This is a genomic window from Streptomyces sp. NPDC002018 (assembly GCF_042890865.1).
Lineage (GTDB): Bacteria > Actinomycetota > Actinomycetes > Streptomycetales > Streptomycetaceae > Streptomyces.
Map to the genome: position 1 here is coordinate 325,608 of NZ_JBIASO010000008.1, position 25,678 is coordinate 351,285.

Below are 25,678 nucleotides of genomic sequence, written 5' to 3' on the forward strand. Positions count from 1 at the left end.
CGGCGGGCCGGCCGGCGCCGTCGCGGGGGCGGGCCGGGCGAATAACGCTTGGCGAGGACACCGGTCCGTACGTGAGGATGACCGCCATGACGACTACCGAGCGCACCTCACCCTCCACCGTCGCGGGCGAACGCGAGATGCTGGAGGGCTGGCTGGAGTACCACCGCGAGACACTGGCGGTGAAATGCGCGGGGCTGGACGACGCACAGCTCCGGGAGGCCTCCGTACCACCGTCCGGACTGAGCCTGCTGGGTCTCGTACGGCACATGGCAGAGGTGGAGCGCGCCTGGTTCCGCAGGACGCTGGCGGACGAAGAGGCCGGGCCGATCTACTACACCGACGCCGATCCGGACGGCGACTTCCATCCCGGCGAGGACGACACCTGGGCCGAGGCGTACACCACCTGGCAGGCCGAGATCGCGCGCGCCCGTGAGCTGGCCGCGCCGCACTCCCTGGACGATCTGGGCGCCGGCCGGCGGAACCGGACGACCGGCGAGCCGTTCAACCTCCGCTGGATCTACACCCACATGATCGAGGAGTACGCCCGGCACAACGGCCACGCGGACCTCGTCCGGGAACGGATCGACGGCGCGACGGGCGAGTGAGCCGCGCCCCTGAGCCCGAGCGTCCGCCCGGCGCCGCCCTGGGCACCGGGGCGGAACGGTCCACGGCGATCGCCGCCACCACGCCACAACCCCGCGGATGTCACCCGTCCGGGCCAATCCGCGCCCTTTGCGCTCCCCAAGCACCGTCCCGCCCAGCAGAGTTGCCGGGTGCAGCGAACGAGAAGCGCAGTGATGGTCCTGCTGGGGGTGGCGGTCACGGCCGTCTCCGGTTGTGTGACCGTGGAGGCACGGCCGGTGCCCCTGTCCGTACCCCGGCCGGGGCCGAGCAGCGGGGCTCCCGGGGCGGGCGGCGCGGAACCGCAGATCGTCCAGGCTCCGGCCAGGGAGGCGCTTGAGGCGATCATCCCCACCAGGAGCCCGGAACCGGCGCCGCGGACCTCCCCCGAACCGCACCGGGCCGCACCGGAGCGGGCGGCAGGACCCGAACGCCCCGGGAGCCGGCCCGTACCCGCACCGGCTCGGAAGGAACGGCCCCGAGCGCCCCATGAGCGGCCGGAGCCGCGACGCGCCCCCGCGCCCGACCGCGCTCCGCCCACCGTCGCCGATCTCTGCGATCTCGGCGAGACCTACGGCCGCTGGCCGACGGACAGCCCCCAGGCCCGTATCTGCGCCCAGACCTACCGGAATTGACCATGGGCGCGGGGCCCCGCCGACCCGGGGCCCCGTCCTGGCCCCACCGCACCGGCCGACCGGGGCCCCGTCCCTCCCTCGCCGCCCTGGCCGCCCCCGGCCCCAGGGCTCAGCGCTCCCGGAGCCGCCGCTCCAGACGGTCGATCCCCGCCCGTACCGTGTGGCCGTAGCCGTCCTCCCCCAGCGCGTCCGCCGCGTCGCGCGCCCGGTCCAGATGGAGCCGGGCCGCGTCCGGCCGCTGGAGCTTCATATAGTCGGTGGCGAGATTGAGATGGAGCGCCGGGTAGAAGGCGCGCACGGCGGGTCCGGCCCCGGCCTCCGCCGGCCACCCCCCGGTCCGCCCGGCTCCCCCCTCCGCCTCGGCGCCCCCGCGCCCGTCCCCGTCCCCGTCCCCTCGCCCGTCCCGACGCCCGTCCCCGTGTCTGTCTCCGGCCGGCCCCTCCGTACCGTCCGCGGCGGTCAGCGCCCTTAAGTCCCAGGCCAGTTCATCGCCCGGGTCGTCCTGTGTGTCCGCCATGTAGTGCGCGAGTGTGCAGCGGTGGAGCGGGTCCCCCGTCTCCCCGATCTCCGTCCAGAGCGCACCGAAGCGATTCCGAGCCTCTTCGCGGTCGCCGCCGTGGAGGAGCATGACCGCCTGCCCGATCCTGGTCATGACAGCGTCCTCCGACGCCTCCTGCCGCTCCCTCACTACCGCCTCCGCATGCCTGTCCAGTAAATCCGACAAACATGACGCTAGCTCCCGTAGCGAACATTCCCCTTCAGGCTCGGGCGGACGGCCCGAGCCTGTCGGGAGCGCCGTGGTCAGCCGAGGTCGGGGATGCGCCAGTCGATGGGCTCATGCCCCTGCGCGGCCACCGCCTCGTTGATCTGGGTGAACGGACGCGACCCGAAGAACTTCTTCGCCGACAGCGGCGAGGGGTGCGCGCCCTTCACCACCACATGGCGCTCCTGGTCGATCAGCGGCAGCTTCTTCTGCGCGTAGGCACCCCAGAGGACGAACACGGCGGGGTCGGGCCGCTCGGCGACCGCGCGGATCACCGCGTCCGTCACCTTCTCCCAGCCCTTGCCCTTGTGGGAGTTGGCCTCGCCCTCGCGGACCGTCAGCACCGCGTTGAGCAGAAGCACCCCCTGCTTCGCCCACGGCACCAGATAGCCGTTGTCCGGGACGGGGTGCCCCAGCTCCTCCTTCATCTCCTTGTAGATGTTCCGCAGGGAGGGAGGCGTCCTGACACCGGGCCGGACGGAGAAGCAGAGCCCGTGCCCCTGCCCCGCCCCGTGATACGGGTCCTGGCCCAGGATGAGGACCTTCACCTGGTCGTACGGCGTGGCGTCGAGCGCGGCGAACACCTCTTCGCGCGGCGGGTAGACCGGCCCCTTCGCCCGCTCCTCCTCGACGAAGTCGGCCAGCTCCTTGAAGTAGGGCTTGTCCAGCTCTTCGCCGAGGACGCCACGCCAGGACGCGGGCAGCATGTCGGTGTCGGTCACGTCAACAACCTCCGGTAAGCGATCACTTGTTGCGTCACTGAACCTACCGGTGGCCACTGACAACGGCCCCTGCGCCCGCCCCCGCCCCCGCGGAGACCCGCCGGCCCCGTCCCCGCCCCCGCGAGAACCAGCCGACGCCGCCGACGCCGCCGACACCACCGACGCCGCCGAGTGCCGACACCTCCGTCTCCGCTACCAGCTCGCCTTGCGGTACAGCTCCCACATCTGCATCACCGTCTGCGGATCGAGCGCGCGCTCGCCGCCCGCGATGTCCTCCCTCGACGCGACGTACAGCTTGCCCTGCCAGAGCGGAAGGAGCCGCACATCGCCCACGAAGATCTCCTGGGCACGCTGGAACTGCTGGCTGACCGCCGCGCGGTCGCTCATCCTCCGCGACTGGGGCAGCAGCGTCCCGGTGATCTCGGGGCTCTCGTACGGGGTGCTCAGCGCGTTGTGCTTGCCCACGAAGGGCGCGATGAAGTTGTCCGGGTCGGGGAAGTCGGGGAACCAGCCACGGCCGAAGACGGGATACCGGCCCTTCTGATAGCCGGCCTGGAACTCCTTCCACGGCTTGCCGCGCAGCTTGATCTCGAACAGCCCCGACGCCTCGAGCTGGCGCTTCAGCTCGGTGAACTCCGCCGCCGTGCCCGATCCGTACCGGTCCGTCGTGTACCAGAACGTGAGGGGTACGGGGGTGGTGATCCCCTCCTCCGCGAGAAGGGCCCTCGCCTTGTCCACATCGGGGTCGCCGTACTGGTCGAAGAAGCTGGTGGCATGGCCCGCGATGCCCTTGGGGACCATCGAGTAGAGCGGCTCCGCCGTGCCCTGGTAGACCTTGGCGACGAGCGCGTCGCGGTCCACGACCTGGGCGACCGCCCGCCGTACGGCCAGTCTCCCGGCGGCCGGGTCGGCGGGGTTGAACACCAGATAGCGGATGTCGGCGCCGACCGTCTCGACCAGTTGCAGGGCCTCGTTCTCCGGCCGCTTCTCCTCCAGTTCGACGACCTGCTCCGAGGTGAGGCCCCGGTAGACGGCGTCGATCTCCTTCTTCTTCAGCGCGTCGAAGAGGGGGCCGGACTCCTTGAAGTACCTGATCGTGACGCCGTTGTTCCTGCGGTCGGCGAACCCCGTGTACCGCTCGTTCCTCGCCAGCTCCGCACGGTCGCCCGTCCGGTACGAGGCGAGGGTGTACGGTCCCGACCCGTTGACCTTGCCGTCCTGTCTCAGCTCGCCCAGCGGGTACTCCGCCGGATTCACGATGGACATGGCGGGCGTGGCCAGGATGAAGGGGAAGGTCGCGTCCGGCTTCTTCAGCCGGAAGACGACGGTGTCGGTCCCCCGTGTCTCGACCTTGTCCAGGGACTCCAGCAGACCGGCGGGACCGCCCTCCACATTGATCTTCAGGATCCGGTCGAAGGAGTGCTTGACGGCCGCCGCGTCGAGCTTCGCGCCGTCGGAGAATGTCAGCCCCTTACGTAAGGCGCACTGGAATACCTGGTTCGAGGCATCGGCGAACCCGCAGTGGCGCGCCGCGTCGGGCTGCGGATACGAGCTGCCGGTGGGAAAGGCCACCAGCGTCTGGAAGACGTTGCGGAACATCTCCCAGCCGTTGTCCCAGGACGCCGCGGGGTCGAGGGTGGGCGGCTCACTCGTCGTACCGACGGTTATCTTCTGGGCTGCTTCCGCCTCGTCGTCCGAGAACAGGCCGCACCCCGCGAGCAGGGACATCGACGCGAGGGCCGCAGCGGCCTGCCGACTGGTCCGGTTGAACACTTCACACTCCTTGTTCAGCCATGGATCGGCAGACCATACCGCAGCGTGGCCGGATCAACACGGTGATCCAGTGGGGCTTTTGGGAAGATCGTAACGACGCCGGTTCACACCACTCGGGCACCCGTACCGACACCTCACGCACAGCCGTACGGCCTCTACGCCCGCTGCCGTACGCCCCCCTCGCCAGCGGCCGTACCGGCACCCTCGCGCCCGGCCCGTACCGGCACCCTCGCGGCCCGCCCGTACCGACACCCCCGCGGCCCGCCCGTTCCGGTGCCCGCGCCGGGCCCGGACCCCACCGCCGGGATCAGCCGGCCCCGCCGTTCACCCCACCCCGGCGTTGAGGAAGATGCCCCCGTCCACCACCAGCGTCTGGCCGGTGATCCAGTCCGACTGGTCGGAGGTGAGGAACGCCGCGGCGCCCCCGATGTCCTCGGGCACCCCCAGCCTGCCCAGCGGATACGCGGCCGCCACCTCGGCCTCCCTGCCCTCGTACAGCGCCTGCGCGAACCGGGTCTTGACCACGGCGGGCGCGATCGCGTTGACGCGGACGACCGGCGCGAACTCATGCGCGAGCTGGAGGGTCAGATTGACCATCGCGGCCTTGCTCATGCCGTAGGCGCCGATGAACGGCGAGGCCGAGATCCCGGCGACCGACGCGATGTTCACGATCGCACCGCCGTTCTCCCGCTGCCAGGCCCGCCAGGTGAGCTGCGCGAATCCGAGCGCCGAGACGACATTCGTCTCGAAGACCTTGCGGGCCACACCGAGATCCAGCTCGGCCATCGGGCCGAAGACCGGGTTCGTGCCCGCGTTGTTGACCAGGAAGTCGACCCGGCCGAACGCCTCCATGGTGCGCTCGACGGCGACCGCCTGGTGCGCCTCGTCGTGCGCCTTGCCCGCCACACCGATCACCCGGTCGGAACCGAGGCGCTCCACCGCCTCCTTCAGGGCCTCCTCGCCCCGGCCGGTGATGCACACCCGGTCGCCCCGGGCGACGAACGCCTCGGCGACGCCGTATCCGATACCCCGGCTCGCGCCCGTGATCAGCGCGACCCTGCCGCTGTCGGCCACCGGCCGCTCCCGCTCCGTCTCCTCGGTCATGTCACCGTCTCCCGGGTTCAGTTGAGGGGTCCGCCGGCCACGTACATGACCTGGCCGGAGACAAAGCCGGCGTCGTCGCCCGCGAAGAAGGCGATGGCGTTCGCGACGTCCTCCGGCCGGCCCACGCGCTGGACGGGGATCTGGCTCGCCGCGGCGGCCTGGAAGTCCTCGAAGCCCATACCGACGCGGGCGGCGGTCTGGGCGGTCATCTCGGTGACGATGAAGCCCGGAGCCACGGCGTTGGCGGTGACACCGAACTTGCCCAGCTCCTTGGCCAGGGTCTTGGTGAAGCCCTGGAGACCGGCCTTGACCGCCGCGTAGTTGGCCTGGCCCCGGTTGCCCAGCGCGGAGCTGGAGGAGAGGCTGACGATACGGCCGAACCCCGCGTCGACCATGTACTTCTGACAGGCGCGCGCCATCAGGAACGCGCCCTTGAGATGCACGCCGACCACGGTGTCCCAGTCGGACTCGCTCATCTTGAAGAGCAGATTGTCCCGGAGCACACCGGCGTTGTTGACCAGGATCGTCGGCGCGCCCAGTTCGGCGGCCACCCGCCCGACCGCGGCCTCCACCTGCGCGCTGTCGGAGACGTCGCAGCCGACGGCGAGCGCGGTGCCGCCCGCCGAGGTGATCTTCTCGACGGTGCCCTCGCAGGCGGCCTCGTCCAGGTCGAGTACGGCGACGGCGCGGCCCTCGGCCGCCAGCCGCACCGCGGTGGCGGCGCCAATGCCACGTGCCGCCCCGGTCACGATGGCAACGCGCTGCTCGGTGGTGGACATCCTCTGTTCTCCTCGCCTAGGAATCCGCGACTCTCCAGCACTGAGCGACCGCTTAGTCGCTCCGGCATCCGAGACGCTAGAAGGCAGGGCACCCGGTGTCAACGGCCCATGGGACCGACAGGGGGACGAGCAGCCGAAGTCACACCGGGCGGCCTGCCGGCACCCACCCCGTTCCACGCGCCGGCAGTTAACGCACCAGCAGTTCCAGCAGCCGTTCCGCCTCGGCCCCCGGATCGGCGGTCAGCCCGGTGTGCACGGGACCGGGCTGGACGACCGTCGAACGCGGCGCGATCAGCCAGCGGAACCGCCGGCCCGCGTCGTCCCCCGCAGCCTGCCCGGCCAGGTCACCGCCGCGGCAGACGCTCTCAACCGCGCGCAGGGCCGCCCGTACCCCCATGACATCGGCCCGTGGATCGAGGGCGGTCAGCTTGGCCTCGTCGAGATGGGTCCTGGCCGCCACGTAGGACCGGGCGCGGCAGTAGACCAGCACCCCCGCGTTGAAGCACTCGCCCCGCTCCACGCGTGGCACGACGCGCAGCAGCGCGTACTCGTAGACGTCCTTCTCGCTCACCGGCCGCCGTCCTTCTCGATCCTCGCGTGCTCGTCCGGCGTCCGCCGTGCCCGGGGGCCCGAGGTGCGCGCCGTGGGGGTCAGCCGGTCGGCCAGCCAGCCGGGGGCCCGCGACGGCCCGTTCCTGGTGGGCGCGTCGAGGACGATCCGCTCATGGACCGTGGCGGCGCGCGCCAGCAGCGGCTCCACATAGGCGCGGCGCAGCGCGTCGGTCGAGTCGAAGCCGGGTTCGTCGGCCAGCCACTCGTCGGGCACCTCGGCGGCGACCTCGGTCAGCAGTTCCTCGGTGACCAGCGGCGCCAACTCGGCCGCGGCGGAGGCGAGATCGGGCCCGAAGGGCGCGAGCGCGTGGTCGGAGGCGTTGTACGGCTTCGCCGCCGAGGCCGCGGCGCCCGGCCAGTTGTGGTGCCAGATCATGGTGGCGCCGTGGTCGATCAGCCACAGATCACCGTGCCAGACGAGCAGGTTGGGGTTGCGCCAGGAGCGATCGACGTTGTTGATGACGGCGTCGAACCAGACGACCCGCCCGGCCTCCTCGGCACTCACCTGATAAGCCAGCGGGTCGAAGCCGATCGATCCCGGCAGATAGTCCATGCCGAGGTTCAGCCCACCGCTCGCCTTCAGCAGCCCCTGCACCTCCTGGTCGGGCTCCGAGAGTCCGATGACGGGGTCGAGCCACATCCGCGCCAGCGTGGGGACGCGCAGCCCCAGCCTGCGGCCGAGTTCCCCGCAGATCACCTCCGCGACCAGGGTCTTCCTGCCCTGCCCCGCGCCGGTGAACTTCATGACGTACGTACCGAGATCGTCGGCCTCGACGATCCCCGGGAGCGACCCGCCCTCACGCAAGGGCGTGACATAGCGGGTCGCAGTCACCTCATTCAGCACTTTCCCAGGCCACCTAGTCTTTAGCCTTGCAATCCACTACCGCCAGGGGAGGGGCGCAGCAGCGGGAATCGCCCGTCGACGGCCCGGAGGAGGATCCGGGGAGTTCCGACCGGCATACGGTTCTCCCTGCTTCCCGAGCGGTCCGTCGACGGCGCTTCGTCCCTTGCTTCCGGCCTCCGGCATGAAGTGAGCATAGTAACCGAGGGTGATCACAGACGAGGAGTGGCCGAGGGGTGCCCGGAGCGCACCCCGGCGACGGCGGCGAGCCGGTCGCATGCATCCCGTGCGTTTACATGGCAACACACGGCTGGAGTGCCCGTATGACACGGCCGCTCGACGACGCTGAGACAGCACTGTGGATCGCCTGGAAGCGGGCCGACGAGGCCGTGACCACCGCGGTCGCTCAAGAGATCCAGGCCGCCTCGGGCCTGTCCGTGGCCGACTTCTCGGTCCTGTCCCGAGTGATCGAGAGCAGCGCCGGCCGGAGGGCTCAGCAGGAGCTGGGAACCATGCTCGGCCGGCAGCGGCCCCGCCTCTCACGTCAGCTCTCCCGTATGGCCGATCGGCACCTGCTCACGCGGGAGGCCGGTCCTGGCCGACGGCGCTTCATCATCGCCACCGACACCGGGCGCGGTGTCCTGGCCGCAGCCCGGCCGGCCCACGCGCGGGCCGTTCGCCGGGCACTGCTCAGCCACGCCGCGACGCCGGACCAGCGGGCCTTCTGGGAGGTCCTTGAGGACATCGCCGCACCGCCCGCCGCACCCGAGGGCCCGGCGTCAACCCGACCCATCGGATGAACACCGCCGCGCGCGACCACTCCGGGGTGTCGAAGTCGGCCGCGGACCGTGTGCGCACGCGGGTGCGGGACGGTCAGCCGGTGGTCGCCACGGATGCGCCGGGCCGGGAGCTGTACCGGTCCAGGATCCCCTCGACGATCCGCATCAGTCGGTCCGCCGTCTGGTCGATGCTCCCGTTCTGTGTGCTGACCTGCGCCCCTTCGAGTACGAAGGTGATCTCGGCCGCGACCTGCTCAGGGTCGGGCAGCCCGGCCTCGGCGCACATGCCGACCAGCCGGCGGGTCTGGCGGGCCTTGTGCCGCTCGATCACCTGCCGTGCCGGATGGGAGCGGTCGGGCAGCTCGGCGAGGGAGTTGATGAACGGACAGCCCCGGTGCGAGATCGCCGGCAGTCCCTCCGCGATGAAACGGGCCAGGCCCAGGATCTGGTCCCGGGGCCGGCCGGGGTGTTCGGCCTCGACCCGGTCGAAGGCCGCCTGGTAGTCGGCGGCGACGATCCGCAGCCACTCCGCGACCAGCGCGTCCTTGGTTTCGAAGTGCCGGTAGATCGCCATTTTGGTGGTCTCGGCCTTCTCGGCGATCGCCTGGACGCCCACCCGCCGGATCCCCTCGCTCTGGAAGAGCTCCTCCGCCGCGTCGAGGATGCGCTCACGAGGAGGCAGTTTCGCCACCCTGCTCGGCCTGCTGGCGGTCGATGCCATGACTGCTCCGTGACGTCGGATCGATTGGGGGCCTTTCACCCCCGCCAGGGTACTATCCCGTGCCATGCGATACCGATGGGTATCGTAAGGTGCTGGTCGGTATCGTTCTTTCCGCCGGGAGTGACATGAGAATTACCGAGTACGTGACCTTCGACGCGGTCGGGCTCGCGGAGCTGGTGACCAAGGGCGAGGTGTCCCCCGCCGAACTGGAGGCGGCCGCGCGCGAGGCCGCGCAGGCGGTCAATCCGCGGATCAACGCCATCGTGGAGACCTGGCCCACCGACGACGAGCCCGACCCCGGCAGCACACCGCTGACCGGGGTCCCCTTCCTGATCAAGGACATCGGAGTCGCCATGGCCGGGAGGCGAATGGAGCTGGGCAGCCGCCTCGCGGCCGGCAACGTCGCCGGGGTCGACTCCGCCCTGATGCTGCGCTTCCGCCGCGCCGGCCTCGTGACATTCGGCCGCACCGCGACACCGGAGATGGCCTACAGCATCACGACGGAACCCGTGCTGTACGGCCCGACCCGCAATCCGTGGAACCTCCGGCGGAGCGCGGGCGGATCCAGCGGGGGCGCGGCCGCGGCTGTCGCCGCCGGGGTGGTCCCGGTCGCACACGCCACCGACGCCGCCGGCTCGCTCCGTATCCCCGCCGCCTACAACGGCCTCTTCGGGATGAAGCCCTCCCGTGGCCGCGTCTCCATGGGCCCCGACTTCGACGAACTCTTCAGCGGCCTGGCCGTGCACGGCCACGTCAGCCGCACAGTTCGCGACAGTGCGGCCCTGCTCGACCAGATCCGCGGCCCGGAACCGGGTGACCCCTACTTCGCCCAGCAGCCGTCCCGGCCCTACGCGGAGGAGGTCACCCGCCACCCGGGCTCGCTGCGCATCGGTGTCCTCACCCAGGCATGGGGCGGACGCCGCACCACCACACCCGTGGCCGACGCCCTCCTCCGCACCGTACGTCTGCTCGAATCCCTCGGCCACACGGTGGAAGAGACCGAGGTCGGCCTCGGGGCCGACTGGGAGGAGTTCATCCTGGCCACCACCCGTCTGTTCACGGCGAACCTCGCGGCCTCGGTCGACGGGCTGGCCACCGCCTTCGACCGGCCCATCGACTCCTCGACCCTCGAACCGGTCACCCTTGCCGGCTACCACTACGGACAACGCGTCAGCGGCGCCCAGTTCGTCACCGCTCTCACGATCCGCAACCGGGTCGCCCGAAGCCTGGCACGCTACTTCAGCACCCACGACATACTGCTCACCCCCACCCTGCCGGAGCTCCCCCTCCCCCTGGGCGCCTACGCCGAGGACGCGGAAGCACTCGACGGCCACGGCTGGATCGAACGCCTCAACGACCGCTCACCGTTCACCATGCCGTTCAATGTGGCGGGCACGCCCGCCATGTCAGTGCCGCTGACGGCCGACACCGGAACGAAGCTCCCGATCGGCATGCAGTTCGCCGCCGGATACGGCCTCGAAAGCCGCCTCTTCCGCCTCGCCGGCCAACTCGAACAGGCAAACCCGTGGGCGGACCGGACCCCCACGGTGTGGGCAGGCAACCACACCCGCCTCTGAGGAGCCATGCCGAGCCGCCGCGCCGCTTCGGCGGGCGGTGGCCCTGATCCCGTCGATGTCAGGCGGCGGGCGGATGCGTGAGGTCACCCATCGGTGGGTTCAGGCGGGCGAAACCTTCCTGGCGCTGGTAGGGGAAGTAGGGGTAGGGCGCCGTCCTGCCGCTCGCCGCGTCGAGTTTCGCCATCTGATCGGGTGTGAGCGTCCAGCCGATGGCGCCGAGGTTCTGACGGAGTTGCTCCTCGTTGCGGGCGCCGATGATGACGGAGGAGACGGTCGGCCGCCGCAGCAGCCAGTTGATGGCGATCTGCGGAATGGCCTTGCCGGTCTCCTGGGCGATCTCGTCGAGGGCGTCGACCACGCGGTGGAGGTGTTCGTCCTCGACCGGCGGACCGTAGTCGGCGGTGCGGTGCAGCCGGCTGCCGGCGGGCAGCGGCTGATGGCGACGGACTCCGCCCGTGAGCCGTCCCCAGCCGAGCGGGCTCCAGACGAGCGCTCCGAGGCCCTGATCGAGCCCGAGGGGCATCAGTTCCCATTCGTAGTCGCGGCCGATGAGGGAGTAGTAGACCTGATGGGCGACATAGCGGGGGTGGCCATACCTGTCCGCGACGGCGAGGGACTTCATCGCCTGCCAGCCGATGAAGTTGGAGACTCCCAGATAGCGCACCTTTCCCGCTCGCACCAGATCGTCGAGTGTGGACAGAACCTCCTCGATGGGCGTGCCGGCGTCGAAGGCGTGCAACTGGAACAGGTCGATGTGATCGGTGCCGAGCCGGCGCAGCGCGTCCTCGCACGCGGTGATCAGGCGCGAGCGGGAGGAGCCCGCGTCGCCTGGGCCGTCCCCCATCGGCAGGCTGGTCTTGGTGGACAGGATCACCTGGTCCCTGCGCCCTTTGACGGCTTCGCCCAGCACTTCCTCGGACGCGCCGCCGGAGTAGACGTCGGCGGTGTCGAACATCGTGATCCCGGCGTCCAGACAGACGTCCACGAGACGGCGCGCTTCTCGTGCGTCGGTGTTGCCCCAGGCACCGAACAGCGGTCCTCGGCCGCCGAAGGTGCCGGCGCCGAAGCTCAGCGCGGACACCTTGAGTCCGGACGCACCCAGCCGCCGGTATTCCATGACGATCCTCTTTCCTCAGCTGATCACCGATCTTGCCTAACGGTTCTACAGTCCCGTTAGTGGTCCCGGTAAGGTAGCAGGCGCCAAGTGATTAACGAAACTGGAGTACCGTTATGGCGGCTGAAGCTGTGGAGCCGGGGACCGTTCGCCCCGGAGGGCGCACGGCGCGGGTGCGGACGGCGGTACTGCGAGCGGCCGGGGACACCCTGGCGGAACGGGGCTTCGCCCACCTGGACCTCGCCGACATCGCGCGCCGTGCCGAGGTGGGCAAGACGACCGTCTACCGCCGCTGGGGAACGGTGACCGGTCTGGTGGCCGACCTGCTGACCGACATGGCCGAGCAGTCACTGCCGCGCACCGAGACCGGCTCGCTGATCGGTGATCTCAAGGCCAACGCCCGGCTCGTGCGGCGCACCTTGGCCGACCCGAGGCAGGGGGCGCTGTTCAAGGCGGTGATCGCGGCCGCCACCTGCGAGACGAAGACGGCCGAGGCCCTGCACCGCTTCTACGAGATCCGCGTCGAGGAGTGGGCACCCTGCGTCCAGCAGGCCGTCGACCGAGGCGAGGTACCCAGGGGAACCGACACCCACGAGGTGATCCGTGCCGTCTCCGCCCCTCTCTACTACCGCCTGCTGACCAGCCCCGATCCCCTGGACGAAGCCGTCGCGGACCGGGCCGCCGAGGCCGCCGCCGCCGCGGCGCGCGCGGGTGCGTATGTGCGCGGCGAAGGCGAGGCGAAGTAGGCCTCGCACGCCGGGAATCATCCTCGGGGTACCGGCTTTCCTGTGGCGCCGATCTCGGCGAGGGCTTGCTTCCGGGCCGGGCCGCCGGGCCAGGCCTGTGCGGCAGCCAGGCCCGTGCGGCGGACCCAGGCGTTGTCGGTCAGCGCGCGCTCGATGCCGGTGATGCCGTGCGTGTGGGAGTGCCGTGCGTGTGGAAGTGCCGTATGCGTGGCAGTTGCGTCAGCCTCGACCGGGGAGTGTGCTCACCAACACCCCAGCAGCGCGGACGCGTCCCGCCACATGCGTGTCACGATGTCGCCGGCCGGCTCCGGCGAGGCCAGCGCCGCGCTCTGCCCCGCGAAGTAGCCGGTCGGGTCGACTCCCGGCGCTCCGCCCGCACGCCACCGCCCGATCAGGCCGAGCTGGTCGGGAAAGGGCGCCGGTCGCGGTGCGTCCGGCCGCTGCCACGCCTCCAGGAACGGTGTCGTAACGGCCCGAGCGAGTCGTCCCGAGTAGGCGCGCGTCGTCAAGGTGGCATCCGGCCCGAGCCCGACCAGCGCATCGGCCCACTCCGCCTCGATCGCCGCCTCCGGGGTGCGTAGCAGCGCCGTTCCGACCTGCACGGCGCTGGCGCCGAGGGCCAGCGCCGCCGCGACTCCGCGCCCGTCACCGATGCCACCGGCCGCCACCACGGGCACCCGCAGATGATCGGCGAACCACGGCACCAGAGCGAACAGCCCGATGTCCGTCCGCTCGGCGTCCTCCTGGTCGAAGCTGCCGCGGTGGCCGCCCGCTTCCATGCCCTGCGCGACCACCGCGTCCGCGCCCGCCTCCTCCGCGGCGAGTGCCTCCTCCAGGGTGGTGGCGCAGGCGAACCAGGTGATGCCCGCGGCATGCAGCCGCCGGACGTACTCGGGCTCGAACAGGCCCATGATCGAGGAAATCACCGTGGGCCGCGAGGTGAGCATCGCCTCACACTGTTCGCGATAGGGCGGCGGCCCACCCCGCCCGCCGGACTCCCCCGCGGCGCCGAATTGCCCCAGGAACGCTGCCGCGTCAGCCACCAGACGGTCCCGCTCCCCGGCTCCGGAGCCCGAGGAGCCCGGCACCCAGATATTCAGCTGCACGGCGCCGGACGGGCACCCGGCGCGGAACGCCTCCATCCACTCGCCGACCTGCTCCGGACCGTGCAGCACGGTGCCGCACGCCCCCATCCCTCCCGCGCCGGCTACCGCGACCGCCAGTGACGCCGGGCAGGCTCCCGCCATCGGCGCCTGTAGGACAGGCATGGCCAGTCCGAAGGCATCGCAGAACATCCGAACTCGCCGACGAATGTCATCCATGGATAAATCTTAATGAATAAACAAAACAAGGACTAACTGACCCAATTCGTCCCACTCCTCAGCCCGAGGGCTCCGGTACGAAGTTGGGGCCGCTGGTGCGGAAATCCTCCCTGCGACTGGTGACGTACTCTTCGACCGTCAAGGGAACGCCGCCGCCGCCGATGTTTTCGATGACGTCGTTCGTGCCGGCGAAGATTCCCCGCTGGTAGTCGACCGCCACGTTGCTCAGATGCTGGACCAGGTGGGTGGACAGCCCGCGGGCGGTCATCGCGGCCGCGAACTCTTCGACACTGATGGGCTCGTAGTGGACCGGCATGCCCAGCCCCCTGGACATGGCTTTTGCGATCTCGTAGTGATCCATCTCGATCGGCCCGTGCAGCGTATAGGTCTTGCGCCGGTGCGGTTCCGGATCGGCCAGCACCGCCGCGATCACACGCGCCTGGTCGATCTCCGTGATGGGGGCATGGCGCCCGCGTCCGAACGGCAGCCGCAGCACGCCCTCACCCTCCCTGTATTCCCACCAGTCCCTGAGCCACGCGGCGAAGAATGTGGGGCGCAGGTGGGTCGTAAGCAGGTCCGTTCGATCCAGCAGTCGCTCACCGAGCCAGTGCTGACGTGCGGCGTTGCTCTTCGCCTCCCGCCTGGCGGAGATCTGGGACATGTTCACAACGGACCGGACTCCCGCCTCGACCGCCGCCTGCGCGAAGACCGTGGTGGCCTCCAGCAGTCCCTCGCGGATCGGATAGCAGAAATAGGCCCCGCTCACCCCGCGCAGGGCACGGCTCATGTCGTCGAGATCGAGGAGGTCCCCGACGACTGTTTCCGCGCCCGCCGCGGCCAGGGCCCGTGCCCGGCCGTCGTCCTGCCGGACCAGTGCGCGGACCGTAAAACCGCGTTCCAGCAGTAGTTCGGCGCCGGCACGTCCCGTCTTACCGGCCGCACCCGTGATCAGGAAGACTCGTCGGTCATCAGCCATATGGACCTCCGTGCGATTTTTTGCTTTCGCGCCGGTCATTGCGGCAGGTGGCGCATGGGGGGAATTCGCCGTAGCCGAGCTGTCGCCCGATGCGGGAACCGCAGGTGCGGGAGGGCACTCTCCCGAGCTCGACCACAATGTCAGTTCACTGACCGAACCAGCCCCTCCGACCACCGTAGCATGCGCCAGTTCAATGAGCGAACCGTCGCTGGTAGAATCCCTGTATGACGCTCCCCAACACATACGCGGACCGGAACTGCCCGCTGGCTCGGACGCTGGAGGTTGTCGGAGAGCGGTGGACGCTCCTGATCATCCGTGACGCGTTCTACGGGGTACGTCGGTTCGGGGACTTCGCCACTCAGCTCGGGATCCCGCGCGCCGTCCTGACCAGCCGACTGAAGTCCCTTGTGCAGGAAGGCGTGCTCACGCGCGACAATCATGCGGCGGCGGGGGTCGAGTACCGGCTGACCGCCAAGGGCATCGCGCTGTGGCCGGTCGTGCGCTCCCTGATGAGCTGGGGGGACGAGTTCTACTCCCCGGCCGGAGTGAAGCGCGTCCTCCGTCACGACCAGGACGGCGGTCCGCTCGACCACGAGGGACGCTGCCAGGACTGCGGTCTGGCTGTCCCGGTCCCGGAGATCCGTATCGAACCCGGACCCGGATTCGACACAACACACTCCGATCGCGATCCTGTATCCAGCGCGATGAATACGCCACGGCGACTGCTCGAACCGGTCATGACACCGCGCACGCGACCGGCCGCGGAAAGCGAACACAGCACGACCAACGCCGGTGGCCTCTGAGACACGATCACACCCACCCGACGGCCACCACTTCAAGTCCCGGCGCCGACACACCGACGAGGCCCATGGCGGCCGACGGCCTGTCAGACTCTCCGAGAAGGACGTCGTGGGTTCCGGCACCCACCGCCGGCGTCCGACTCCGGACCGGCCCCGCAGAAACCGGAGATCACACCACTCATGGAGACCGACGCGTTCCCCCGTCAGTTCGCCCGCACCCGGCGCTTCTCGCTCGGTGTTCCCCGCCGGTTCACCGTCTCCCCCGACGGCGAGCGGGTGCTGTTCGTACGGTCCGTCTCGGGCGTCGATCCGCGCACTCCGCTGTGGTTGTACGAGAACGGGGAGGAGCGGATCCTCGCCGATCCGGCGGCGCTCGGCGGCCACGGCGCGGGAGCCGGAGCCGACGCGGGAGCGGGAGCGGGAGCGGGAGCCGGAACAGCAGGCGGAGCGGGAGCCGGAACAGGGGCAGCAGACGGGCCGGAGCCGCTGTCGCGGGAGAGGCGAACGCGGCGCGAGCGAGCACGTGAGACCGGTGCGGAGGTGGTGGCGTATGCGACCGACCGCGAGGCGCGCATGGTGGCGTTCGCGGTGGGAGGCGCGCTGTGGGTGGTACGGACGGACGGTGGCACACCCCGGCGTGTCCCCACCGCCGGCCCGGTCACCGACCCGCGCCCTTCCCCCGACGGCGCCCTGATCGCCTATGTGACCGGCGGCGCCCTCCGTGTCGTACGCGCCGACGGGAGCCGGGACCGGCCGCTGGCCGAGCCCGAGGCGCCGGGGGTGACCTACGGTCTGGCCGACCATGTCGCGGCGGAGTCCATCGGCAGATCGCGCGGCTACTGGTGGTCCCCGGCGGGCGACGCGCTCCTGGTGGCCCGCGTCGACACCTCGATGGTGGCGCGCTGGTACATCGGGGACCCCGCCGACCCCGCCCGGCCGCCCCGTTCGATCCCCTACCCCTCGGCGGGCACGGCCAATGCCGAGACCTCGCTGCGCGTGGTGACGGTCGAGGGCGGGTACACCCCGGTCCTGCTTCCCGGGCGGGCTCCCGGGGAGGACGCCCCGCGGGGTGTCTGGCAGGACCTCGCCTTCGAGTATGTCGTGAGCGCGCGGTGGGAGAGCGTGGGACCGGTCATCGGTCTTCAGACCCGGGACCAGCGCACGGTGTGGATTCTGCGCGCGGATCCGGCGACCGGCGCCGTCGAGACGCTCTCCCGGCACACGGACCACGCGTGGGTGGAGTTCCCGCCGGGCACACCGCTTCACACCGCCTCCGGTGTGGCCGTCCTGCCGTGTGTCCGGGGCGATGCCCGCTCGATCCGGATCGGCGAGGTCCTCGCCCCGGCCGGACTCCAGGTCCGAGAGGTGCTGGGCGCGGTCGGCGAACAGGTCTACTTCACCGCGAGCGAGGAACCGACCGAGGTCCATGTCTGGTCGTACACACCGGGGAACGGCTTCAGCAGAGTGACCGACGAGCCCGGTGTGCACACGGCCGCCGCCGGGGGCAGCACACTCGTCCTCGACAGCGGGACTCCGGACGGCCACCGGGTGACCGTGGTGCGGGCGGGCAGGCCCGCCGGCCGGATCGCGGTTCTCGCCGAGGAGCCCCTCGTCACGCCCAGGCCGATCCATCTGGCGCTGGGCGAGAGGGAGTTGCGTTCCCGGCTCCATCTGCCGTCCTGGTACGAGGCGGGCTCGGGCAGGCTGCCGGTGCTCCTCAGTCCGTACGCCGGGCCCGGTATGCAGGTCGTGACACGGGCGCGGGCCTGGTACACGGCCGTGTGCCAGTGGTTCGCCGAACAGGGCTTCGCCGTGCTGGCCACGGACGGACGCGGCACTCCCGGGCGCGGTGTGGAGTGGCAGCGCGCCATCGTCGGCGACCGGCTGACGCCCGTGCTGACGGACCAGATCGACGCGCTGCACGCGGCGGCCGAGCGGTACGACGCGCTGGACCTGGCGCGGGTCGGCATCCGTGGCTGGTCGTTCAGCGGCTATCTGGCGGCGGGCGCCGTGCTGCACCGCCCCGATGTGTTCCACGCCGCGGTGGCGGGCGCGCCGCCGACCGACCGGCGGCTGTACGACACGTACTGGGAGGAGCGCTATCTCGGCCATCCGGATGTCCAGCCCGGCGCCTACGAACGCTCGTCGCTGCTTCCGTACGCCGACAGGCTGACCCGTCCGCTGCTGCTCGTCCATGGACTCGTCGACGACAATGTGGTCCCGGCACACACACTCCGGCTCTCGGCGGCCCTGCTCGCCGCGGGCCGGCCGCACTCCGTGCTGCCGCTGCCCGGTACGGGCCATCTCGTGGCCGGGGAGGGTGTGGCCGACGGTCTGCTCCTGCGGGAACTCGACTTCTTCAAAAAGTCCCTCGATGCTTGAACATCGCAGCATTCGGCCGCGTATCTACCAGTGACCGGCCGATCGAGAGCCGGCCGTCGAACGGAGCTGAGCATGACCGCATGGCAGGGGTCCGCACGGATCGTGACACGGAGGACCGTGGTCGCCGCGGCCGGAGCGGTGGGGCTGGGCGCGGCGCTCGTCGCGTGCGGCGATTCGGACAGTACGGCGGACTCGGCGGCCGAGACGCCCGCCGCCGGCGACCCGGGCGCGGGCGGGGACAGCTCGGACGGCGCCGGCGGGGGCGGGGGCGATGTCCTCGCGAAGACCACCGACATCCCGGAGGGCGGCGGAAAGGTCTTCGCCGACAAGGGTGTCGTGGTCACCCAGCCCGCGGCGGGCGAGTTCAAGGCCTTCTCGTCCAAGTGCACGCACAGCGGCTGCGCCGTGAAGGACATCTCGGACGGAATCATCCACTGCCCGTGCCACGGCAGCCAGTTCAGTGTGACGGACGGCAGTGTGAAGTCCGGGCCCGCGACCCAGCCGCTGCCCGCCGCGTCGATCACGGTCGCCGGCGACTCGATCACGCTCGCCTGACGGCGGGACGCCGACCGGCGGCTGACGGGCCCACTCTTCGTCGGCAGGGAGTGGACCGTCGGCCGTCCCGCGCCCATCAGCCGCCAGTCCCGAGCCCGTCACCCGCGACCCGCGAACAGCAGCTCAGCCGCCCGCCTCGCGCGCCGCCTCGCGCAGCGCCCCGACGGCCGCCCTGATCGAAGGACGGCGATCCGCGTCGGTCCGCCACACGGCGTAGATATGGCGGCGCATCGTCTGCCGTACGGGAACGACCGCGACGCCCTCAGGGATGACACCGCGCCCCAGTCTCGGCGCGACACAGACCCCCAGCCCGGCCGCGATCAGGGCGAGTTGGGTGTGGTACTCCCCCGCGAGATGCGCGATGCGCGGCTCGAACCCCTTCGAGCGGAGTGTGAACACCAGCCAGTCGTGGCAGAACTCGCCCTCCGGCCAGGACACCCAGTCGTCCTCCGCGAACTCCTCCAGATCCACTTCCGTACGGCCCGCGAGCGGATGGTCCAGCGGCATGGCCACATCGGCGGCGTCGTCGAGGAGATGGGCCGTGGCCAGACCGCCGGGCACCGGCAGCCGTTTGTTGCTCCAGTCCAGCACCACGCCGAGATCGAGATCGCCCCTGATCACTCCCCGGACGCCGGCCTCGGGCTCCAGCTCGCGTGAGTCGACCCGCAGTTCGGGGTGGCTCTCGCGCAGGGTACGGATCGCCGCCGGGAAGAGGCCGCGGGCCGCCGTGGGAAAGGCCGAGATCCGCACCTCCCCCACCACCCGGCCGCGCTGGGCCTCGATGTCCGACTGGGCGATCTCGACCTGGGAGAGGATGCGCGCCGCGTGGTCGGCGAGCAGCCGTCCCGCGTCGGTCAGCCGCACTCCGCGCCCGTTTCTGGCCAGGAGCTGCTGGCCCACCTCGCGCTCCAGTTTGGCCATCTGCTGGGAGACGGCCGAGGTCGTGACATGCAGGCCCTCGGCGGCGCCACTCACCGAGCCATGGCGGGCCAGGGCGTCCAGGGTCCGTAGCCGCTCCAGATTCAACATGTAAGCAATACTACGCAGAAGGGTGGACACAATCTCGCTTGTTCTACGAGATGGAGCACGACATCGTGGCCGTATGAGCACCGCGACCCCGCCCCGCCCCGGCCCGTCCTCCGCCACGGCCACCCCTTCCACACCGCTCCCGGACCCGGCCGCGATCCCGGATCCTCCGGCCGCGGCCCCGCTGTCGCCGCCCACGCCCCCGGCGGCAGCGTCCCGTATCCGTGCCGCCCTGGACTGGCGGGTCGGGTTCGCGGCACTCGCGATCATCTGGGGCTTCAGCTTTCTGCTGATCAAGGTCGGCACCCATGGCTTCGCGCCCTTCCAGGTCACCTTCGGCCGGCTGTTCTTCGGTACGGCGGTGCTGGCCGTCGCCATGGCGGTCAGGCGCGAGCGGCTCCCCCGGGGCTCGCGCACCTGGGTCCATCTCACCGTCGCGGCCTTCTTCCTCAACGCCCTGCCGTTCTCGCTGTTCGCGTACGCCGAGCTGACGATCCCCTCGACACTCGCGGGCATCTGCAACGCCACCTCGCCGCTGTGGGGCATGGCGCTCTCCCTGGTCGCCCTCTCCGAGGACCGGCCCACCCGCCGACGGGTCGCCGGACTCGGCATCGGCTTCCTCGGTGTGCTGACCGTGCTCGGCGCCTGGCAGGGCTTCTCCGGCCTCGACCTCACGGGTACGGCGATGGCCCTGCTCGCCTCCCTGAGCTATCCGGTCGGCTGGATCTACGTACGCCGCACCCTGGCGGGCAGCAGCAGTTCCCATCTCTCCCTGACCGGTGGGCAGCTTCTGGTCGCCACTCTGCAACTGGCCCTGGTCACACCGCTGTTCACCACCCTGCCGACCTCGTTCCCGGCACTTCCGCTGCTCTCCGTGTTCGTGCTCGGCGCGCTCGGCACCGGTCTGGCGATCCTGCTCCAGTACGGGGTGGTCGCCGAGGTGGGCCCGACGACCGGCACGATGGTCACCTACTTCATCCCGGTGATCGCCACCGCCGCCGGTGTCACACTCCTCGGTGAGGAACTCACCTGGAACACACCTGTCGGCGCGCTGATCATCCTCGCCGGGGCCGCGCTCACCCAGAGCCGGGCCAGGAAGCCGGCGGGCGGGAAGCCGGCAGACGGGAAGCTGTCGGGAGGGAAGCCGGCGAGCGGGCGGCCGAGGTCGGCGAGCGCTCAGCCGTAGCTGCGCGCGGGCGCGGGTCCTGCCGCCGCCGCCACCGCGTCGGCGACAGGACCGATGTCGTCGTCCGTCAGGGACGACACGGTCAGCCGTACGCCCGGCGGCGCGGCCAGCCGGAAACGCGCCCCCGGCGCGACCGCCCAGCCCGCGTGCAGCAGCCGCGCCACCGCGCCGGTCTCGTCGGCCACCGGCACCCAGACATTCATCCCGCTGCGGCCGTGCGCCGTGACACCCCGCTCCGCCAGCGCCGCGACGAGCGCGTCACGCCGCCGCCCGTACGACCGGGCCACCGCCCGCGCGTCCACGGCGCCCGAGGTCCACAGATCGACGACGGCCCGCTGGAGCAGCCGGCTCACCCAGCCGGGGCCGAGGCGCTGACGCCCCAGCACCCGGTCCACGGTCACCGCGTCCCCGGTCAGCACCGCGACCCGCAGATCGGGCCCGTATGCCTTCGCGGTGGACCGTACGAGCACCCAGCTCTCCGTGGAACCGGCCAGCGGACGCAGCGGCACCTCCACGATGCGATGGCCGTGGTCGTCCTCGATGAGCAGTACCTCGGGGCGGGCCGAGAGCAGGGCCCGCAGCTCCGCCGCGCGGGCTGCGCCCATCGCGGCGCCCGTGGGATTCTGCGCGCGGCAGGTGAGGACGACCGCCCGGACCCCGGCCCGCAGGGCCCGGTCCAGATCGGCGGGGAGCGGCCCTTCGTCGTCGAGCCCCACCGGTACGGACCGCAGTCCGAGCGCGGGAACGAGGTCCAGCAGACTCCCCCAGCCCGGGTCCTCGACCGCGACCGCGTCACCCGGCCGGAGCCGGGCGGCCAGCACCCGTTCGATCGCGTCCAGCGCCCCGGAGGTGACGGCGACCGGGCCCGCCGGCACCCCGTCGGCGTCGAGGTCCGCGCGGGCCAGCCGCGCGAACTCCGGGTCCACGGGCTCCTGTCCGTACAGCGCGGGTTCTCGCGCGTGGTGGCGCGCCGCGGCGGCCAGCGCCTCGTGCAGCGCGGGCAGCAGGGCCGGATCGGGGTTGCCCTCCGACACATCGCGAACGCCGGGAGGAGCGTCGACACGGATCGATCCGCGGGCCGTACTGGCCGGGCGCGCGCGCACCCGGCTGCCCCGGCGGCCCGCGGTCTCGATCACTCCGCGCTCGCGCAGAGTGCGGTAGGCCGCCGCGACGGTGTTCGGATTGACCCCGAGGCGTGCCGCCAACTCCCGCATGGGCGGGAGAGGTTGGCCGGGGGCCAGCTCTCCCGCACCGACCGCGCGCTCCACGCTGGCGGAAATCTCCGCCGCGCCCCGACCCGTGATCCGATACTCTCCTAGCACAAAGAACACTATGCACTAGTGCAATGGAGGACGCAATGCCGGAGACCGCGCCACCGAGCGATCCCGCCGCCTACCGGCCCACCGCACGCACCGTCCCCACCCGGGCCAGGGAGCGGGCGGCGTACGACCGTGAGCTGGTGCACGCCCTGCTCGACGAGGCGTACATCTGCCATCTCGGTTTTGTCCGCGACGGCGCTCCGGCCGTCCTGCCGACGCTCTACGGCCGGGTGGGCGAGCGGCTGTACGTTCATGGCTCGACCGGCTCCCGGCCGCTGCGCATGGCGGGCGGACCGCACGGCGGTACGGAGGCCCCCGGGCTGGAGGTCTGTCTGACCGTGACCCATGTCGACGGTCTGGTCCTGGCACGCTCCGCCTTCCACCACTCGGTCAACTACCGCTCGGTCGTGGTCCACGGCATCGCCCGTCAGGTCACCGACACCGAGGAGCGGCGCACCGCGCTCGACGCGATCGTCGATCATGTGGTGCCGGGCCGTTCGCACGACTCGCGCCCCGCCAACGACCGTGAGCTGGCGGCGACAGCGGTGATCCGTCTCGATCTGGACGAGGTCTCCGCCAAGGTCCGTACCGGCGGCCCCAACGACGACCCCGAGGACACCGGACTGCCGCACTGGGCGGGGGTGGTGCCACTGGCGCGCGGCTACGACGCCCCGGTGCCGGCCGACGATCTCGACCCGTCCATCACTCTGCCCGGCTATCTGTCCGTGCTCTGACGGGGGCAATGCGCCGGGCCGGGACGAGGCGCACGGCGAGGGGAGGGAAGGCCCGCGCCCCCTCGCCCTCGCCGTAACGGCCCTTGGCCCTCGGCGCGGAGCGGGACGCCCGGCGCACCCGAGGCCCGGCGCACCCGAGGCTCGGTTCACCCGACGCTCAATGCATCAGCCGCTGAGCGCGCCGGGTTCCCCTCCCGCTCCGAGCCCGCTGCTCCTGTCCCCGCACACTCCGTACCCCACGCGACGAGCCCGGGGCCCCTGGCCCGGGGCTCCGGGTCCGGCGCTCCGGGTCCGTCCGGCGTTCCGAGCCCGGCGCTCCGCGTCAGGCCGGGGCCGCCGCCCTCCGCCTGACCGCCGCGGTCCTGGCCTCCGCCAGCGCGAGCCCCGTCACCGCCGCGAGCAGCAGCAGCGTGCCCGCCACGGTGGCGGCGGTCAGCCGCTCACCGAGCAGGGCCACCGCGATCACCGCCGCGCTCACCGGCTCCAGCAGCATGATCACGGAGACGGTCGCGGCCCGCACCACCGCGGCCCCCGCGAAGTAGAGGGCGTAGGCGAGCGCCGTGGGCACGGCCGCGACGTACACCAGCAGCCAGATCACCCGCCCCGGTTCCGCGGTCTGCGGCACCAGTCCCTCCCCCAGGGCGAGCGGCAGCAGCAGAACCGAGCCGATGGCGAAGGCCCAGGCGGTGGTGGCCGTGGAGTCGGCCCCGCCGCCGTCCCGGCCGAGCCACCGGGTGAGCAGCGTGATCCCCGCGTACCCGGCCGCCGACAGGATCGCGAGCATCACCCCCACCGGCCGTACGGTGCCGCTCTCTCCGCCCAGGACCAGCACCCCGAGACCGGCCAGCGCACCGGTCACCGCGACCAGACCGCCCCCGCCGAGCCGTTCCCCCATCGTGAGGCGGGCGCCGAGCGCGATGAGGACGGGTCCTGCGCCGAGGGTGACCACCGTGCCGACGGCGAGACCCGTCGCCTCGACAGCGGCGAAGTAGGCGCTCTGAAAGAGGGTCAGGCCGACGCCGGTCGCGATGATGCGGAGCAGCCGCCGACGGCGTGGCTCCACGGGCACGGGCTCACGGCGCCGCCGCAGCGCGAGCGCGCCGAGCAGCAGGACGAGCCCGCCGGCACAGCGCCAGAAGGAGAGCGCGAGAGGGCCGAGATCGCTGATCCGGTAGACCAGGGAGCCGGCGGCTCCCGCGGTCCCCCAGGCCACCCCGGCGATCAGCAGAAAGAACAGGCCGCGCCCGACAGGCATGCCGGACGCGGGAGCGGAGGAAGGAATCGACACGTGACGTCTCCGGGTGAAGAACGGGTGGATGGTCGCTCAGCTCCGTCACGCGGGCAGCGACGAACCGCACGGGTACCAGTGGCTGTCCGGAGGACAGCCCTGCCCGAGCCCGGTCTTCGTCAGCGGATGGCCGCCCGCGCTACACGGCGGGAGGCGGCAGTACGGTCGCACGCATGATCGGCACCCTACGGTGTGGTGGGCTCGGCGGACAACCGCGTCCCGCGCCCCTCCTGTTCGGCTGCCTCCGCCGCCCGCCCACCGCCGGATCCGCCCGCCACCGGCCCCGACGGCGGAGGCGCCGACGGTGTGGTCGACTGCGCGATGAAGGCACCGACGAGCACGACGGCGCCCCCGACGATCTGCGGCGCCGACAGATGCTCCCGCAGCAGCACCCAGGCCAGTACGGTCGCGACGACCGCCTCCAGACAGGCGACCACGCCCGCCACCTGCGGGGAGAGCTTGCGCACCGAGACCACGCCGGTCACATAGGCGAGCACGGTCGCGATCAGCACGATCCAGCCCAGCAGCAGGGCGGCGGACACCTGGGATCCGCCCATGTCGGCGCTCCCGCCGAGCAGGGACCAGTCCATGGTCCAGGGGCGGGCGACGACGGTCAGCACGACGGCGCCGACGAGCAGCCCGTACGCGATCACGCCCAGCGGGTCCGGCGCGTCCTCACCACCGGCGCCCTGATCGGCCAGGATGAAGTAGAACGCCTGGCAGCAGGCGGCGCCGAGCCCGAGCAGCACCCCCACCGGGTCGAAGCTCAGCCCGGCCCAGACCTCGACGACACAGGCGAGTCCGCCCACCGCGAGCACCACACCGACGGCGGCGGCGCGAGTGACATGCCGCCGCTGGACGAACCGTACCCAGAGCAGCACGAGCGCCGGACCGAGATACTCGATCAGCAGCGCGACCCCGACGGGGATCCGGGAGATCGCGGCGAAGTAGAAGGCCTGGACGCCGGCGACCGCGAGCAGGCCGAATCCGGCGAGCAGCGCGGGCCTGCGCACCAGCAGGGCGCGATGGCGCCAGGCCAGCGGCAGCATGACCACCGCGGCGCCGGTCACCCGTAGCCAGACCACATGGAGCGGGTCGAGCCCCGCTTCGATGAGCGGCTTGGCCGCGACACCTGAACCGCCGAACGCGAACGCCGACGCCAGGGCGATGCCCAGGCCGACGCTCCTCCCCTGAGACGCGTGCATGGCGACATCATGACAGGTGGCGTCAGGAGCGACACCCTGATGACACCTGTCGAGCCGTAAGCACCCGGAAGCCCGCACGCGCCCGGAACCGACGGGGGC

25 protein-coding genes are annotated in these 25,678 nt (G+C 71.6%); 10 read left to right on the forward strand and 15 right to left on the reverse strand.

Features of this window, described 5'->3' with window-relative positions; translation table 11 throughout:
• Positions 1-86: 86 nt before the first annotated feature.
• Together ACFYYH_RS16295 and ACFYYH_RS16300 are read left to right on the forward strand one after the other, a co-directional pair.
• On the forward strand, positions 87-605 hold the full coding sequence (locus ACFYYH_RS16295; RefSeq protein WP_388551105.1) for a DinB family protein: 519 nt from the start codon (positions 87-89) through the stop codon (positions 603-605).
• Between the two features lie 168 nt (positions 606-773).
• On the forward strand, positions 774-1,256 hold the full coding sequence (locus tag ACFYYH_RS16300; RefSeq protein ID WP_388551107.1) for a hypothetical protein: 483 nt from the start codon (positions 774-776) through the stop codon (positions 1,254-1,256).
• Positions 1,257-1,365: 109 nt separating this feature from the next.
• Here the strand turns inward: ACFYYH_RS16300 and ACFYYH_RS16305 are convergent, their stop codons facing one another.
• The 7 genes from ACFYYH_RS16305 to ACFYYH_RS16335 form a co-directional block, all read right to left on the reverse strand.
• Positions 1,366-1,944 (reverse strand): hypothetical protein, encoded by a 579-nt coding sequence (locus ACFYYH_RS16305; protein ID WP_388551109.1) that lies wholly within the window; start codon positions 1,942-1,944, stop codon positions 1,366-1,368.
• A 113-nt stretch (positions 1,945-2,057) separates the two neighbouring features.
• On the reverse strand, positions 2,058-2,741 hold the full coding sequence (locus tag ACFYYH_RS16310) for a uracil-DNA glycosylase (RefSeq protein WP_388551111.1): 684 nt from the start codon (positions 2,739-2,741) through the stop codon (positions 2,058-2,060).
• Between the two features lie 192 nt (positions 2,742-2,933).
• Complete coding sequence (locus ACFYYH_RS16315; RefSeq protein WP_388551113.1) at positions 2,934-4,514, reverse strand: ABC transporter substrate-binding protein; 1,581 nt, start codon at positions 4,512-4,514, stop codon at positions 2,934-2,936.
• Positions 4,515-4,838: 324 nt separating this feature from the next.
• Positions 4,839-5,618 (reverse strand): SDR family oxidoreductase, encoded by a 780-nt coding sequence (locus ACFYYH_RS16320; protein WP_388551115.1) that lies wholly within the window; start codon positions 5,616-5,618, stop codon positions 4,839-4,841.
• Positions 5,619-5,635: 17 nt separating this feature from the next.
• Positions 5,636-6,397 (reverse strand): 3-oxoacyl-ACP reductase FabG, encoded by a 762-nt coding sequence (fabG, locus tag ACFYYH_RS16325; RefSeq protein ID WP_388551116.1) that lies wholly within the window; start codon positions 6,395-6,397, stop codon positions 5,636-5,638.
• Positions 6,398-6,584: 187 nt separating this feature from the next.
• Positions 6,585-6,968: a DUF3037 domain-containing protein gene (locus ACFYYH_RS16330; RefSeq protein WP_388551118.1), complete on the reverse strand. Its 384-nt coding sequence runs from the start codon at positions 6,966-6,968 to the stop codon at positions 6,585-6,587.
• Positions 6,965-7,852 carry a HipA family kinase gene (locus tag ACFYYH_RS16335; RefSeq protein ID WP_388551119.1) on the reverse strand — a complete coding sequence of 296 codons (888 nt, stop codon included), beginning with the start codon at positions 7,850-7,852 and terminating at the stop codon, positions 6,965-6,967. Before ACFYYH_RS16335 ends, ACFYYH_RS16330 begins: the two co-directional genes overlap by 4 nt.
• Before the next feature lie 320 nt (positions 7,853-8,172).
• On the opposite strand from ACFYYH_RS16335, the gene ACFYYH_RS16340 reads away from it, so the two are divergent.
• Entirely contained in the window at positions 8,173-8,649 is a 477-nt protein-coding gene (locus ACFYYH_RS16340) for a MarR family winged helix-turn-helix transcriptional regulator (protein ID WP_388551121.1), read from the forward strand.
• 73 nt (positions 8,650-8,722) lie between these two features.
• Here the strand turns inward: ACFYYH_RS16340 and ACFYYH_RS16345 are convergent, their stop codons facing one another.
• Complete coding sequence (locus tag ACFYYH_RS16345) at positions 8,723-9,349, reverse strand: TetR/AcrR family transcriptional regulator (RefSeq protein WP_388551122.1); 627 nt, start codon at positions 9,347-9,349, stop codon at positions 8,723-8,725.
• 125 nt (positions 9,350-9,474) lie between these two features.
• On the opposite strand from ACFYYH_RS16345, the gene ACFYYH_RS16350 reads away from it, so the two are divergent.
• Positions 9,475-10,926 carry an amidase gene (locus ACFYYH_RS16350; protein ID WP_388551124.1) on the forward strand — a complete coding sequence of 484 codons (1,452 nt, stop codon included), beginning with the start codon at positions 9,475-9,477 and terminating at the stop codon, positions 10,924-10,926.
• Positions 10,927-10,984: 58 nt separating this feature from the next.
• On the opposite strand, the gene ACFYYH_RS16355 is transcribed toward ACFYYH_RS16350, so the two are convergent.
• Entirely contained in the window at positions 10,985-12,043 is a 1,059-nt protein-coding gene (locus ACFYYH_RS16355; protein WP_388551125.1) for an aldo/keto reductase, read from the reverse strand.
• A 113-nt stretch (positions 12,044-12,156) separates the two neighbouring features.
• Between ACFYYH_RS16355 and ACFYYH_RS16360 the strand changes: the two genes are divergently transcribed.
• Positions 12,157-12,786, forward strand: coding sequence for a TetR/AcrR family transcriptional regulator (locus tag ACFYYH_RS16360; RefSeq protein ID WP_388551126.1), 630 nt, complete (start codon positions 12,157-12,159; stop codon positions 12,784-12,786).
• 242 nt (positions 12,787-13,028) lie between these two features.
• On the opposite strand, the gene ACFYYH_RS16365 is transcribed toward ACFYYH_RS16360, so the two are convergent.
• Both ACFYYH_RS16365 and ACFYYH_RS16370 read right to left on the reverse strand, forming a co-directional pair.
• Entirely contained in the window at positions 13,029-14,108 is a 1,080-nt protein-coding gene (locus tag ACFYYH_RS16365; protein ID WP_388551128.1) for an NAD(P)H-dependent flavin oxidoreductase, read from the reverse strand.
• Positions 14,109-14,166: 58 nt separating this feature from the next.
• Entirely contained in the window at positions 14,167-15,123 is a 957-nt protein-coding gene (locus ACFYYH_RS16370; protein ID WP_388551129.1) for an NmrA family NAD(P)-binding protein, read from the reverse strand.
• A 185-nt stretch (positions 15,124-15,308) separates the two neighbouring features.
• Here ACFYYH_RS16370 and ACFYYH_RS16375 point away from each other — a divergent pair, with 185 nt between their 5' ends.
• From ACFYYH_RS16375 to ACFYYH_RS16385, 3 genes are all read left to right on the forward strand, one after another.
• Entirely contained in the window at positions 15,309-15,887 is a 579-nt protein-coding gene (locus tag ACFYYH_RS16375; RefSeq protein WP_388551131.1) for a winged helix-turn-helix transcriptional regulator, read from the forward strand.
• A gap of 177 nt (positions 15,888-16,064) precedes the next feature.
• Entirely contained in the window at positions 16,065-18,266 is a 2,202-nt protein-coding gene (locus ACFYYH_RS16380; RefSeq protein ID WP_388551133.1) for a prolyl oligopeptidase family serine peptidase, read from the forward strand.
• Positions 18,267-18,338: 72 nt separating this feature from the next.
• Positions 18,339-18,821, forward strand: coding sequence for a Rieske (2Fe-2S) protein (locus ACFYYH_RS16385; RefSeq protein WP_388551135.1), 483 nt, complete (start codon positions 18,339-18,341; stop codon positions 18,819-18,821).
• A gap of 123 nt (positions 18,822-18,944) precedes the next feature.
• On the opposite strand, the gene ACFYYH_RS16390 is transcribed toward ACFYYH_RS16385, so the two are convergent.
• A complete protein-coding gene (locus ACFYYH_RS16390; RefSeq protein ID WP_388551137.1) occupies positions 18,945-19,850 on the reverse strand; it encodes a LysR family transcriptional regulator in 906 nt (301 codons plus the stop codon).
• Positions 19,851-19,923: 73 nt separating this feature from the next.
• On the opposite strand from ACFYYH_RS16390, the gene ACFYYH_RS16395 reads away from it, so the two are divergent.
• Entirely contained in the window at positions 19,924-21,033 is a 1,110-nt protein-coding gene (locus tag ACFYYH_RS16395) for a DMT family transporter (RefSeq protein ID WP_388551139.1), read from the forward strand.
• Here ACFYYH_RS16395 and ACFYYH_RS16400 read toward each other — a convergent pair.
• Positions 21,024-22,355: an aminotransferase class I/II-fold pyridoxal phosphate-dependent enzyme gene (locus ACFYYH_RS16400; protein ID WP_388551141.1), complete on the reverse strand. Its 1,332-nt coding sequence runs from the start codon at positions 22,353-22,355 to the stop codon at positions 21,024-21,026. The genes ACFYYH_RS16395 and ACFYYH_RS16400 overlap by 10 nt on opposite strands.
• A gap of 35 nt (positions 22,356-22,390) precedes the next feature.
• Here ACFYYH_RS16400 and ACFYYH_RS16405 point away from each other — a divergent pair, with 35 nt between their 5' ends.
• On the forward strand, positions 22,391-23,086 hold the full coding sequence (locus tag ACFYYH_RS16405) for a pyridoxamine 5'-phosphate oxidase family protein (protein ID WP_388551142.1): 696 nt from the start codon (positions 22,391-22,393) through the stop codon (positions 23,084-23,086).
• 322 nt (positions 23,087-23,408) lie between these two features.
• On the opposite strand, the gene ACFYYH_RS16410 is transcribed toward ACFYYH_RS16405, so the two are convergent.
• Together ACFYYH_RS16410 and ACFYYH_RS16415 are read right to left on the reverse strand one after the other, a co-directional pair.
• On the reverse strand, positions 23,409-24,341 hold the full coding sequence (locus ACFYYH_RS16410) for a DMT family transporter (RefSeq protein ID WP_388551144.1): 933 nt from the start codon (positions 24,339-24,341) through the stop codon (positions 23,409-23,411).
• Between the two features lie 218 nt (positions 24,342-24,559).
• Positions 24,560-25,579, reverse strand: a complete 1,020-nt coding sequence (locus ACFYYH_RS16415) for a DMT family transporter (protein ID WP_388551146.1) — start codon at positions 25,577-25,579, stop codon at positions 24,560-24,562.
• Positions 25,580-25,678 lie beyond the last annotated feature (99 nt).